The organism is Bradyrhizobium australiense (assembly GCF_013114825.1).
In the GTDB taxonomy this organism is placed as follows: domain Bacteria; phylum Pseudomonadota; class Alphaproteobacteria; order Rhizobiales; family Xanthobacteraceae; genus Bradyrhizobium; species Bradyrhizobium australiense.
On record NZ_JAAVLX010000010.1, the window covers coordinates 279,045 to 291,794 of the forward strand.

The following is a 12,750-nucleotide window of genomic DNA, read 5'->3' on the forward strand; positions in this document are numbered from 1 at the left end:
GCATCCACAACACAGCGCGGTGCCAGTTGATGCGCGCTCTCCCCTTGTGGGAGAGGGCAACGCCGTTGTTCGCCAAAAGCTCACTTCGGTGAGGGGTCTCTCTCCACACATGCGTATGTGGAGAGAACCCCTCACCCGTCTTCGCTTCGCGAAGCCACCCTCTTCCGCAACGGGAGAGGGAAAGAGGACCGCATGAACACCCAGCTCCTGATCCAGCTCCTCGTCAATGGTCTCGTGGTCGGCACGCTCTACGGCGTGGTCGCGATGTCGTTCGTGCTGATCTACAAGGCGACGCAAGTCGTGAACTTCGCGCAGGGCGAACTGCTGCTGATCGGCGCCTGGGTGTGCTGGTGGCTGCTCACCAAGTATCAGGTGCCCTTCTATCTGGGCATGCCGATCACACTGGTCTTCATGTTCCTGTTCGGCATTGCCATCCAGATCGTCATCCTGCGCCCGATGATCGGCGAGCCAATCATTTCCGTGATCATGGTGACGATCGCGCTATCGACGGTATTCTCCGCGCTGATGAAGTGGATGTTCGGCGTTAACCTGCAGCCCTTCCCGCGCATCTTCCAGACCCAGAACGTCAACATCCTCGGACTGCAGGTGCAGACCGTTTATCTGATGAGCCTCGCGGTATCGGTGGCGATGATGGTGGGCATGGCCTGGTTCTTCCGCCTCTCCAAATATGGTCTGGCGATGCGCGCCACCGCGTTCAACCAGCAGGTGGCGCAATCGCTCGGCATCTCCGTCAAAAGCGTGTTCGCGATGGCCTGGGCAATCTCGGCCACCGTCTCCGCCGTCGCGGGCGTGGTGGTGGCCGTCGTCAACGGCGTCTCGGCCGGCCTCTCCGCCTACGGCGTCAAGGTGTTTCCGGCCGCAATCCTCGGCGGGCTAGACAGCGTCGGCGGCGCGGTGCTGGGCGGCATCATCATCGGGCTGTTGGAAAACCTCGCGCACTTTCTCGACAGCGAATATCTGCACTGGGGCAATCTTTATGAGATCGCGCCGTTTTATGCGTTGATTATCATCCTCATGATCAAGCCGTACGGCCTGTTCGGCACCAAAGACATCGAGCGGGTGTAACCAATTATGGCAGGCCAGACCCTCATTCCCGCCGGCGATTTCCGCACCAGTTATGCAGCGGATACCACTGTGTTTCCGACCACGACCAGCCGCAATGCCATGATATCGGGTATCGTGCTGGTCTGTTTTGCGCCGTATGTCCTGAACGAGTACAGCCTCAGTCTGCTGATCCAGATCGGCATCTTCGGCATCGCAGCCCTTGGGCTGAACATCGTCGTCGGCTTCACCGGCCAGATCTCGATCGGCCATGCCGCCTTCTTCGGCTTCGGCGCCTTCACCTCAGCCTATCTCTCGAACCGGTTCGGTATTCCCGTCTTCTTCTGCATTCCGCTCGCAGGCGTCGTGACGGCGGCCGTCGGCCTGATCTTCGGGCTCCCCGCCGCGCGGCTGAAGGGGCTCTATCTCGCGATCGCGACACTGGCGGCGCAATACATCCTGCTCGACTTCTTTGCGCGCGCCGAATGGTTCACCGGCGGCAGCGTGCCCGCCAGCGCCGAGCCGTTCTCGATCTTCGGCTACATGCTTCGCGGCGACAAACAGTATTTCTATGTCGTGCTGGCCTATGTCGTCGTCTGCTATCTCCTCGTGACGAACCTGATCCGTTCTCGCGACGGGCGCGCGTTGGTCGCCGTGCGCGACCATTATTTGTCCGCCGAGATCATGGGCATCAACCTGACCAAATACCGGACGCTGTCGTTCGGCCTCGCCGCCTTCTTTGCCGGCGTCGGCGGCGCGCTCTATGCGCATTACAATCAGGTGGTCTCCAACGAAGGTTTTGGCATTGATCGCTCCATTATCTTTCTGGCGATGATCATCATCGGCGGGCTCAGCTCGATCATGGGCACGCTGATGGGCACGGCGTTCATGGTGCTGCTGCCGGAATCGATGGAATGGCTCAGCGTCGCGCTGCGCGACAGCCCGATCGATCAAATTCTGGGACTAAAGAACAACATCGCTTTCTTGCGCGAGATGGCCATCGGCGTGATCATCATCGTCTTTCTGGTGTTCGAGCCGGATGGACTTGCGCATCGGTGGCGGCAGATCAAGGCATACTGGAAACTCTACCCGTTCTCGCATTGAGGTCGGAACGGGACGAACAACGAGAAGACCTCGAGAAGTAACCGGGAGGACTATGTCCATGACGATGAAGACTCTGTTGAGCACTGCCTCGCTCGCTTTGCTGTTGGGCAGCACCGCGGCATCGGCCCAGGCGCCGATCTCGCTCGGGCATCTGGCCGACTATTCAGGTCCGACCTCGGACGTCGGAACGCCGTTCGGACAGGGTGTCGCGGACACCTATGCGTGGATCAACAAGAACGGCGGCATCAACGGCGCCAAGGTCAATGTCGATACCGTCGATTATGGCTATCAGGTGCCGCGCGCCATCGCCCAGTACAAAAAATGGTCGGGCGCCGACAAGGTCGCGGCCATTCTCGGCTGGGGCACCGCCGATACCGAGGCGCTGACGGGATTCCTGGCCCAGGACAAGATCCCGGATATTTCGGCATCCTATGCCGCGGCACTTTCTGATCCGACCGGCGCCGGCGGCAAGGCCAAGCCGGCGCCCTACAACTTCTTCTATGGACCGAGCTACTCGGATGCACTTCGCGGCATGCTGACTTGGGCCGCCGAGGACTGGAAGGCCAAGGGCAAGTCCGGCAAGCCGAAATACGTCCATATGGGCGCCAACCACCCCTATCCGAACGCGCCGAAGGCGGCGGGCGAAGCCATTGCCACCGAGCTCGGGTTCGAGGTGCTGCCGCCGATCGTGTTCGCCTTGACGCCCGGCGACTACAGCGCGCAATGCCTGACCCTGAAGAGCTCAGGCGCCAACTACGCCTACCTCGGCAATACCGCCGGCTCGAACATCTCCGTGCTCAACGCCTGCAAGGCAGCCGGCGTCGATGTGCAGTTCCTCGGCAACGTCTGGGGCATGGACGAGAACGCTGCGAAAGCTGCCGGTGCTGCCGCCGACGGCGTGGTGTTTCCGCTGCGCACCGCGATCGCCTGGGGTGGCAACGCGCCCGGCATGAAGACGTTCATGGAAATTTCCAAGATGTCGGACGCGGCCGGTACCGCCTACCGTCCCGTGCATTACCTCGCCGGCGTCTGCACCGCGCTCTACATGAAGGAAGCCGTCGAATGGGCTGCCAAGAACGGCGGCGCCACCGGCGAGAACGTCAAGAAGGGCTTCTATCAGAAGAAGGATTGGGTGCCCGCCGGCGGCGAAGGCATCTGCAACCCCTCGACCTTCACCGAGAAGGATCACCGCGGCACGCTCAAGGTCGACCTCTATCGCATGAAGGTCGCGGGCGCGACCGACGCTCCGCTCAACGATCTCGTCAAGAACGGCGGCATCAAGATGGAGAAGGTGAAGACGATCGACTTGCCGCGTAAACCCGACTGGCTCGGCTGGTAAGGTCAGGAGGCGGCTTTTAGGCGCTTTACACTCAACGGTCATCCCCCGCGAAAGCGGGGGATCCAGTACGCCGCGGCTTCTCGGCCAATCACCGGCGCCTCTAGAATACTGGGTCACCCGCGTTTGCGGGTGACGACAGCGGTGGGTGGAGCGGAAGTCCGCTCTACTAACAACGCCAGGATCAAGAAACATGACTGAAGCAACCGTGATCAATCGTCCCGCGCCGGTGGCGGCACAGACCGCCCCTCTCCTCAGCGTGCGCAACATCGAGGTGGTCTACGACAAGGTCATCCTGGTGCTGCGCGGCTTGAGCCTCGAGGTGCCGAAGGGCGCGATCGTGGCGCTGCTCGGCGCCAACGGCGCCGGCAAGTCGACGACGCTGAAGGCGATTTCGGGCCTGCTCAAGACCGAGGACGGCGAAGTGGTCCGCGGCGAGATCGTGTTCGACGGCGAGCGCATCAACGGCATCGATCCCGACAAGATCGTCCGCCGCGGCATCTTCCAGGTGATGGAGGGCCGCCGCATCATCGCTGACATGACGTCGATCGAAAACCTGAAGCTCGGCGCCTTTACCCGCACCGACAACGAGATCGCCGACGACATCGACATGGTGTTCAGATATTTCCCTCGGCTGAAGGAGCGCACCGGGCTCGCCGGCTACCTCTCCGGCGGCGAGCAGCAAATGCTGGCGATCGGCCGCGCGCTGATGGCGCGCCCCAAGATGATCCTGATGGACGAGCCGTCGATGGGTCTGTCGCCGCTCCTGGTCAAGGAAGTGTTTGGGATCATCAAAGCGATCAACCGCGACCTCGGCGTCACCATCCTGCTGGTCGAGCAGAACGCGCGCGCGGCGCTGTCGGTCGCGAGCCACGGCTACATCATGGAACAGGGCAAGGTCGTTCTCGACGGCACGGCAGACGAGCTGCGCGATAACGAGGACGTCAAGGAATTCTACCTCGGCGGCGCCGGCGATCAGCGCAAGAGTTTCAAGAACCTCAAAAGCTTCAAGCGGCGAAAGCGGTGGCTGTGAACCAAAGCGTTTTCAAGCGAAGTGGGGACCGGTTCGCGTCAAGAAAACGCGTCAAAATAAAAAGCAGAACGGTTCTGATTTCATCAGAACCGTTCAGATGCTCAGCCAAGCACCTGCTCCGCTTCCGCAACCGCGCAAAGAACATGATAGAACGAAGACGCAGGAATGGTGGCGACCAGCGAGTTGCCGTCGCGGTCGAATTGATCGTACCAGCCGCCCGCGACGGGATGGCTAAGATAGTGCCGTTCGAGCCGCGCCAGCGCTGCGCGCGCTTGATCGGCTGCGCCTGCTTCCCCCGCCTCGGCCTGCGCGATCCACGCCTTGGCGATTTCGGTCTGCGGCCACAGCCGGCGCGTATGCCGCCTGATGTTGCCGTTGGCGTCGCCTTCGTCGACCAGGCAGCCGGTCGCCTCGTCGCGATAACGCAGCGCCGACGCCAGCAACTCGCCGCGGTAGCGCCCTGTGGGGCAGCCGGTGATGCGCTCGAATCCCCTCAACAGCCAGGCCCATTCCGCCTGATGTCCCGGCTCGACGCTGACCGGCTCGATCTTGGAAAAATCTTCCTCGAAATACTCGCCGAGCACCTGCCGCTGCTTATCGTAGAGGTTGGCGAGAAATACGGCGAACAAATCGCCGGCGCGGTTCTGGAACACCGTGTCGTGCGTCGCGTCGAACGCCGCGATCATCGCTTCGAACAGATGCATCTGCGGGTTCTGCCGGCGCGGCATCGATACCGGCAATCCCTCGTGAACGCCGCCGTGCGGCGAGCGCAACTGAGTATCGATGAAATGACACAGCGCGTCGATCTCGGCGCGGATCTGCGCGTCACGATCCAGCCCATAGACGGTGGCAAGGGCGAGCAGAATAAAGGCGTGGTCGTAGGAATCGCGCAACGGGTCCAGCACAGTGCCATCAGGCTTAAGCTTGTGGACAAAACCAGGCTTGCCGTCGGGCGCTTTCGCCTTCGCCAGGAGCTGCTCCAGTCCCTTCAGCGCGATCGCGCGCCCGTGCGGATACCAGCCCATCTGCGCCGCCTTGGCGTAGCAATAGACCTGGCGCGCCTGCACGAAAACCCTGCGCGGCGCCAGGCGGTCTGCACGGCCGTCCGGAGCGAGCCGATCGATAAAGCCGCCGGCGACATCATCCCAACCCTCGGTCGACCACAGCGGCAAACAATGGTCGATCATACGAAGCTTCAGCCTCACGACGATATCGGCCGAATCCAGCGTGTCCGCCGCCGAAGCGGTATCTCTTTCAGCCATTGCGTTCCCTGGAACATCAACACCGGTAGAAGCCGTCTGATAGCACGTCAGAGGCGGCACGCAATCGGCCCTAATCTGCGGGATCATCAGCCATGACCGATCATTACGACGCCCTTGAAACGCGCGAGCCGGCCAAACGCGAGGCGGAGCTATTTTCAAGGCTTCCGGACGTCCTGCGCAAGGCGCTCGCCGCGCCGGCCTATGCCGAGCGTCTGAAGGGCATCGATCCCGCTTCCGTGACCGGCCGCGCCGCGCTTGCTGAGTTGCCCGTGCTGCGCAAATCCGAACTCCCTGCCCTGCACAAGGCCGCGCCGCCCTTCGGCGGGTTCGTGGCCGGGACATTGGGGTCGTTCGGGCGGCTGTTTACCTCGCCGGGACCGATCTTCGAGCCCGAACCTGTCCATACCGACCCATGGCGTGGCGCGCGGGCGCTGTTCGCGGCGGGCTTCCGGCCCGGCGACGTGGTGCTCAACACCTTCAGTTACCATCTGACGCCGGGCGGCTTCATTTTCGACGCTTCGGCGCGGGCGCTGGGCTGCGCGGTGATTCCGGCCGGCCCCGGCAACACCGAGCAGCAGTTCGAACTGATCGAAGCCTATCGCCCGGTCGGCTATAGCGGCACGCCTGATTTCCTCAAGATTCTGCTCTATGCCGCCGCTAATGCCGGGCGCGATGTCTCCTCGATCAAGCGCGCGCTGGTTTCCGGCGCGGCGTTCCCGAAATCACTGCAGGACGAAGTCAGGTCGCGCGGCATCGATGCCTATCAGGCGTTCGGCACCGCCGACCTCGGCATGGTCGCGTTCGAAACCCCCGCGCGCGAAGGCATGGTCGTCAACGAGGACCTGATCATGGAGATCGTGCGTCCCGGCACCGGCGATCCCGTGGCGCCCGGCGACGTCGGCGAGATCGTCGTCACCTCGCTCGACCCGCAGCATCCCTGGATCCGCCTCGCGCTCGGCGACCTCACGGCAGCGCTGCCGGGGACCAGCCCGTGCGGACGCACCAACATGCGCATCAAGGGCTGGATGGGTCGCGCCGACCAGACCACCAAGGTCAAGGGCATGTTCGTGCGGCCCGAGCAGATCGCCGAGATCGGCAAGCGCCATCCGCAACTCGGACGGCTGCGCCTCGTCGTCACCCGGTCCGGCGAGAGCGACGTGATGACGCTGAAGGCGGAATGCGCTTCACCCAGCGAAGCGCTACAGGGCGAACTCGCAGCAACGCTGCGCGCGGTGACAAAGCTCGGCGGCAATGTCGAACTGGTCGCAGTGGGCTCGCTGCCGAATGACGGCAAGGTGATCGCGGACGAGCGCTAATCTTAGCGCCCGTTCCCGGTGCTCTCTTCCGCCTTTACTCATGTAGCCGGATGCGCTCATGCTTAATCCGTTCGCTGTCGTGTTAGATTGGGTTCGTTCTGCCAAATTCTAAATGCGCTTTCTTCCTCGTTTTGTCGCTTGGGTTCGTTCTGCCAAAAAGTTATGAGAACACCTCCTTCAGAACTTCATCGTCTTGCCTGTACTCGGCAAGAGCCTTTTTGCGCTTCGAACGAATACGCCGCTCATATCGGCCGATCTTTGCAGCCGCTCGAGCTAGCTCAATGCTTTGGATTGCTGTTTGAGCCCCTGCAAGCGCGGCAAGCACCTCGCTTTGCGCCGCTCGAATGCGCCTCAATTCTAAGCACGATTCCGCGAGCATATACGCGTGTTCGTACGACCGGAGATTATTCGAAGCACCGGATAAAATCCTCGCAAGATGCTCGACGTGTAACCGCCCAATTGGATCTCGGGTGATTGGGATGGAAAGACCGTGGCCCAACGCGTTCTTGGCTGAACGCGCCTTTCCTGCTTGAGTCCGCGGTCCGGTGCTCAGCTTCGCGTTGCGTTGGTTAGCTGAGACGCGACGACCGGAGATCATTCTTGGTCCTTACATGCGTGGCTCGTCTTCTCCTGTTGCGCGATTTTTGCCGATCGCTCGGCCTCGAGCTCGCGCTGCTCGTCATAGAAACGAAGCTTTGCGTCGTTGAGACGGACATAAAAATTCCGATAATTCTTCATCTCTCTCGTGATCGCCCGGACCTCCTTACGAGCCGACGCAAGCATCTTATCGATGAATCCGATTGCTTCCGCACTTTCAGTGAAAGCAAGCGCATGAAGCGCGTCCCCGTCATAGCCGTACGCTCTCAGACGCGTGTTCAGTTCGACATCGGTCGGATTCTTCATCAGCGTCTGGCGCTCGGCCCGCGCTTTGACGCGCATCAAATGATTGGTGCCGGGTGTCCCCGCGTCGGGATGGGTCTTGGCGAGAGCTTTATCCAGCACGTCTGCACGGGCAGTCGGAATGAGAGCATGCTTCAACAGCCGAAGCCGGCTGATTTCAAACCAGAGCGCAGCGAGCTCGACAACCCACATCCACTCCACGGTCTCTTCGGGACAAAGATCGATCACCATTCCTTCAAGCAGCTGATAGTACTGTTCGGGCTTTTCCCCCGGCAACAAGCGCGGCAGCGTCATTACCAATGATACCAATTCCTCGGGCACATCGCGCTGATCGATCCAATACTCTGCGCCGTAGCGTTCCATGAGGTAGCCTCCTTCCTGGTTAGCGGACTTAAACCCACGCAGGTATGGAGGCTCGACAGCTCAGACGTCTCTGCTGAAGTTATGGCGACAATTCCCTCTCATGACGGAGGCCCCAGGCCAGAGCGGACCTGATCAACCTAAGTTGGCCACCGCGTCAGCACGAAAAGGATCAGATGAAAGGCGCCTATGCCGTTGAAGGAGGGGAACTCGATGCGCTCGATCCCCGAAATCTGCGCCGGTACTCCTTCAGGTCCGAGGAGATCGCGATCCTCGCAATGTATGCGGCCGATAATGGTCCTCGCTCTCCGTAATGGTTCGGAAGCGACCTCAAATAGTCATTGAGCGGGGCGATAACTTCTTCCAAAAATTCGATGAATGGCCCCGCTTCCACCTGCTTTGGTCGCCCGTTTCTGTCTGCACTTTGGACAGAGTGTCTCTTTATCCGTGGATTGAAGCGCAAGAATATCCCCCGAAGTTCGAACGCCAGATGCTCAACCATCAGCTTTTTTCGACGACCACGCCTGGCCTCGCCCTTCAAGCGATGCATCGCCTCCTTGGCGGCAATTCGAATCTGAGCGGGGGTTGGCCTCACTGGCGTCCATGGCTCAGTGACATCGAACCAAAATGTGCCTAGCGGTTCGTCTGCGCGCTGGTAAGACTGTGCCAAGCTGCCCAACGCCTCGGGCTCCACGCGCCTGGAGCCTACGAGGGACGGGTCCTGCTCAACAGCCCTCAGCGTTGCAATCAGACGGTGCGACGCCTTGAAGCCCCCATCCACGGCGATGGCAGCAGCCCTGGCGAGAATGCCAGCAATCTCCCGTATCAAATGGATCGACGCGAGATCTCCGATATATCCGGGTTCATCAGGAGTGCCGTACTCGAGATAAAAACCGACCTTCGAGAGTATCTGCACGCGGCGTCCCAATAAGTCAGCTTCAATGGTCGCAGCGTCACTACTCCAATCGAAACTGACGTGGTCGAGTTCGGGTTCATACTTAACAGACATGGCTGCTTGACCTATTCACGTAACAAGTGTTGATCCTGTCAATCGCGGTCAGCCCTTCCGTCCAAAGATCGAGCGGTCGTTCATATTTCGACATGCACTGGCATAGCTACACTTTGAACGCTCTCTTTGTAGAAGCGCACGGCGGCGCGTGCTGTAGCCGCAACCCTAACAGCCGAGAACCGTACACAAACTAAAGAATGCTAGCCAAGAGCCTCTATGCACCTAATCTGATGCTATGTGGAAAGCTTGAGGACAAACGATCGGCGGGCAGCACCACAGCTTGCCATTTCGCGCGAATCAGGATGCCTTCACCGCTCTCCCAAGCCTTCGCTCGAATGCGCTGGCCTTGAGCCCGCAACTCGCAGGAGAATTGCAAGGCCTCTGCTGCCACCAGCGCCTGAGATTGCACGAAAGTGTTGAACTTGAAACAAGAGGTCAAGCTGCTCAATGCGCAGCGCAAGATCCTGAGAACAGGATGCATGGCCTTGCGCGCGGTCCTCCGCGGTCCCGGCGGCAGCAACAAAGCCGAACAATTAACTGAACTAAGTTCCGCTCTCCGGCGGATTTATAAGAGCTCGCTAATAGCCAATATTGAAGCCAACCAGACCATCGCAGAAGAAGCTGAGCTGCTTGTAGGCGATTATCTCGGCGAATTACCTGGCCTCGTGAAAGCCAACTCGCGCCTTTTGGAGACGTGCCTGCTTGCTATAAATCTGATGGATGAAGCCCGTCATCACCTGCAGGGCAACAAATAGGCCGAGCGTGGCTCTTCCGCTCACAGCGGAGCTCGTCGCCCGCCATCCCCAGAATTTCGAAGCCCGGGTGAAAAGACTGCTCGGCCCAGTGCCGGAGATGCGGGAATCCAGAGCACCGGTCGCCACGAATGCCTCGAAGTGTCGTGAGTTGGCCCACCGCGGCTTGGAACATTAACGTCATAGACTAGGACGCAATCAAAACCTGCGCGTTCCGATGAACGTCAGCGATAAACTCCTTGAGACAATCGCTCCAACCTATTCCAAAACGGCTAAGGCCTTCATCGGCATGGGTGCGGACGATTGTAAGCCCTCGGCTTGCGGCATACGCCGCAATCAGCTCAGCTTGGTTCGAGTATTTCTGGTGGTCGGAGGACATGCGCACATACTACGCAGCCCGAACGGGCCGCTCTGTCGCTCCACAGAATTGGTAGCTCCGGTTGCACGACTTCACCTCGCTAACGGCGAACCGATTTGGTGCTGGGCTGAGGCTATCCGCTGAAAGCCCCGCCGCAGGGTTGGGGCGCTTTCAAACCGGACGCGCAAACGGCGGCCGGCACCTATCTGCCGGCAGAAGCCCTCGTCACGGTGGCGCTCGCCGACCCCTCCTATCCGCTCCAACAGGTACTCGATACCACCTTCCACGAGGCGTTCCACGCGCTCGAGGACCGGATTCTTACCGATCAGGAAATGGAGGTGCTGAAGCGCGAGGACGCGCGGCTGCGCGAGATCGTGCAGAAGGCGTACGGCTTCTCCAATGAGGAGATCAAGTCCATCGCAGGCTTCGAGATCCGGGCGATGGCGTTCGAGTATTATGCCTCGATGCGCGCGCGGCTTGCACGCGCCAGGCGTCCACATCGGCAGGGCAACAAGCTCTTGGACAAGTACGGCTCCGACAATTTCGAGGTCGAGATCCTCGCCTACGTCACCGAGCGCACGGTTGACGCCAAGATGTGGGATCTGAACGCCACCAAGCTCAAGATGATTAACGGCATCCGGAAGTACGACGGTGCCTTCACCATGGAGTTCGAGGACGAAGACTCGGTCGGCATGACCGAGATCGCCGCGCCCTCGCCTCCGGCGACCCGCTTCTGTTGGAGCGGGTTAAACTGATGGCCGAGATCGACAAGCTGGAAATCCTTGAGCGGGCGCACCGCCGCAAGATGTTCGGCATCGACGACTCGATCTTCGAGCTTGAGAACGCCGAGAAGCACTATCCGGCACGCATCGAGGCTGGTCTTGCCAAGGCCGCGCAGATCCGGGACGCGATCGCGACCATGCGGCGCGACGCCGGCGGGCGGGCTGTCAGCGTCGAGGGCAAGACCTACAACAACCGGCTTGGGGCCAACAACGCGGTTGAGGCGGAGATCGAGCGCCAGAAGGCAGGCGACGAGAACGCCAAGTATGCGCTGAACATCAACGGCCAGCGCGTCACCAACAAGGAGATGGCGCAGGCGATCCTGAATGAAGCCATCGGCGATAGCCTACCGGTAGAAGCCACGATCGGCGGCGAAGTGCTGCGCTCGCGCTCCGCCATCGCCAAGACGCTTGCGGCCAGGGCGACCGAGCTTCTGCAGCAGACCAGCCGGGATAGCAACAAGCCGGTGAACATCGGCACGATGCTGGGCTATCGGTTGAGCTTTGGCGAGTTTCCCGAGCAGCAGGCCATTTCGCTGACGCTGTCGGACGGCGACGTGACGATGGTGGATATCGAGCAGAGGTTCGGGCGCGACACCAAGGGCTTTGTACCTCAGACCACCCGGGCACTGTTCGACAAGCTGGAAACGGAGGCCGAGAACGAATCCGAGTTCACCGGCCGCTGCATGCGATCGAAGATCGAGGAAGCCGAGCGGCGGCTGCCGAGCCTGCGGGAAGAGCGGAGCAAGCCGTTCGCCAAGGCCGACGACCTGAAATCGTTCCGCGATCGCCTCGAAGAGGTCATCAAGATCCTCGACCAGCGGACCAAGGAAGCCGAGAGCGGCCGGCTGACGGGCGAGCAGGCGTCGATCGCGCGGTTTTCAATCGTCCGCCGCTCGTCATCCCTCACAGGGGCAGAGGTCGATGCGCCCGAGTTGCTCCAGCAGTTACAGCTTCCGCATAATCGGTTCTGGGCCAACTACACGGTGCTTTCGAAGAAGCACCCCGAGGCGTTCTCCTCACCCGAGCAAGTGCGCGACCATGTCGAGAGCGTGCTGTCCGCCCCAGACGTCGCGATCCCCCAGCGAAGCGGCAATATCGACATCGTGAAACGCGCTGACGTGGACCGGATGATCGGCTTCCGCGCTCATCTCAAGAACGGCCGGTACCAGATCTCGACCGCTTACGTCCTCGAGCCGGGGCAATTGGAGCGCATGAAAAGCGGCGCGGCCCATGCCGGGGCGACGGTCTTGGAGTTAACTTCCAAGGATCACTTGTCCGGTCAGGGCCGCATCGACGAATATAACCGCGTAGCCGGTGCTGGACAAGCTCCCCGCAGGATGACGCCCGAGGCCCGCGCCAACCTCGAACTCGCGCTGACCGATGTGGTGCGGAAGATAACCGGTCTTGGCATCAACGTCCGGTTCGTCGACATCTAATCGCTGACGGAAAACGCGGTGTTTACGACTCTGCGCTAGT

At 60.8% G+C, this 12,750-nt stretch carries 12 protein-coding genes; 8 read left to right on the plus strand and 4 right to left on the minus strand.

All coding sequences use genetic code 11. From position 1 onward, the window contains the following. Positions 1 to 192: 192 nt before the first annotated feature. The 4 genes from HCN58_RS28715 to HCN58_RS28730 all read left to right on the plus strand — a co-directional run bounded on the left by HCN58_RS28715 (position 193) and on the right by HCN58_RS28730 (position 4,535). Complete coding sequence (locus tag HCN58_RS28715; RefSeq protein ID WP_171582712.1) at positions 193 to 1,086, plus strand: branched-chain amino acid ABC transporter permease; 894 nt, start codon at positions 193 to 195, stop codon at positions 1,084 to 1,086. A gap of 6 nt (positions 1,087 to 1,092) precedes the next feature. Next, complete coding sequence (locus HCN58_RS28720) at positions 1,093 to 2,166, plus strand: branched-chain amino acid ABC transporter permease (protein WP_171582713.1); 1,074 nt, start codon at positions 1,093 to 1,095, stop codon at positions 2,164 to 2,166. 58 nt (positions 2,167 to 2,224) lie between these two features. Continuing rightward, positions 2,225 to 3,505 carry an ABC transporter substrate-binding protein gene (locus HCN58_RS28725; RefSeq protein WP_171582714.1) on the plus strand — a complete coding sequence of 427 codons (1,281 nt, stop codon included), beginning with the start codon at positions 2,225 to 2,227 and terminating at the stop codon, positions 3,503 to 3,505. A gap of 190 nt (positions 3,506 to 3,695) precedes the next feature. Further along, on the plus strand, positions 3,696 to 4,535 hold the full coding sequence (locus HCN58_RS28730; RefSeq protein ID WP_171582715.1) for an ABC transporter ATP-binding protein: 840 nt from the start codon (positions 3,696 to 3,698) through the stop codon (positions 4,533 to 4,535). A 101-nt stretch (positions 4,536 to 4,636) separates the two neighbouring features. Here HCN58_RS28730 and HCN58_RS28735 read toward each other — a convergent pair whose 3' ends face one another. Beyond that, on the minus strand, positions 4,637 to 5,797 hold the full coding sequence (locus tag HCN58_RS28735) for an AGE family epimerase/isomerase (RefSeq protein WP_171582716.1): 1,161 nt from the start codon (positions 5,795 to 5,797) through the stop codon (positions 4,637 to 4,639). A 92-nt stretch (positions 5,798 to 5,889) separates the two neighbouring features. Between HCN58_RS28735 and HCN58_RS28740 the strand changes: the two genes are divergently transcribed. Further along, positions 5,890 to 7,113: a phenylacetate--CoA ligase family protein gene (locus HCN58_RS28740; protein ID WP_171582717.1), complete on the plus strand. Its 1,224-nt coding sequence runs from the start codon at positions 5,890 to 5,892 to the stop codon at positions 7,111 to 7,113. A gap of 594 nt (positions 7,114 to 7,707) precedes the next feature. Here HCN58_RS28740 and HCN58_RS28745 read toward each other — a convergent pair. Together HCN58_RS28745 and HCN58_RS28750 are read right to left on the minus strand one after the other, a co-directional pair. Continuing rightward, positions 7,708 to 8,376, minus strand: coding sequence for a hypothetical protein (locus tag HCN58_RS28745; RefSeq protein WP_171582718.1), 669 nt, complete (start codon positions 8,374 to 8,376; stop codon positions 7,708 to 7,710). A gap of 184 nt (positions 8,377 to 8,560) precedes the next feature. Next, positions 8,561 to 9,382: a hypothetical protein gene (locus HCN58_RS28750; protein WP_171582719.1), complete on the minus strand. Its 822-nt coding sequence runs from the start codon at positions 9,380 to 9,382 to the stop codon at positions 8,561 to 8,563. A gap of 422 nt (positions 9,383 to 9,804) precedes the next feature. Between HCN58_RS28750 and HCN58_RS28755 the strand changes: the two genes are divergently transcribed. After that, positions 9,805 to 10,137 carry a hypothetical protein gene (locus HCN58_RS28755; protein WP_171582720.1) on the plus strand — a complete coding sequence of 111 codons (333 nt, stop codon included), beginning with the start codon at positions 9,805 to 9,807 and terminating at the stop codon, positions 10,135 to 10,137. A gap of 184 nt (positions 10,138 to 10,321) precedes the next feature. Here HCN58_RS28755 and HCN58_RS28760 read toward each other — a convergent pair whose 3' ends face one another. Continuing rightward, the gene (locus tag HCN58_RS28760) at positions 10,322 to 10,513 is read right to left on the minus strand and encodes a recombinase family protein (protein WP_171582721.1); all 192 of its coding nucleotides are present in this window, start codon (positions 10,511 to 10,513) and stop codon (positions 10,322 to 10,324) included. A 209-nt stretch (positions 10,514 to 10,722) separates the two neighbouring features. Between HCN58_RS28760 and HCN58_RS28765 the strand changes: the two genes are divergently transcribed. Both HCN58_RS28765 and HCN58_RS28770 read left to right on the plus strand, forming a co-directional pair. Next, positions 10,723 to 11,247 carry a hypothetical protein gene (locus HCN58_RS28765; RefSeq protein ID WP_171582722.1) on the plus strand — a complete coding sequence of 175 codons (525 nt, stop codon included), beginning with the start codon at positions 10,723 to 10,725 and terminating at the stop codon, positions 11,245 to 11,247. Next, a complete protein-coding gene (locus tag HCN58_RS28770; RefSeq protein WP_171582723.1) occupies positions 11,247 to 12,710 on the plus strand; it encodes a hypothetical protein in 1,464 nt (487 codons plus the stop codon). The genes HCN58_RS28765 and HCN58_RS28770 overlap by 1 nt, the downstream gene beginning before the upstream one ends. Positions 12,711 to 12,750: the final 40 nt, after the last annotated feature.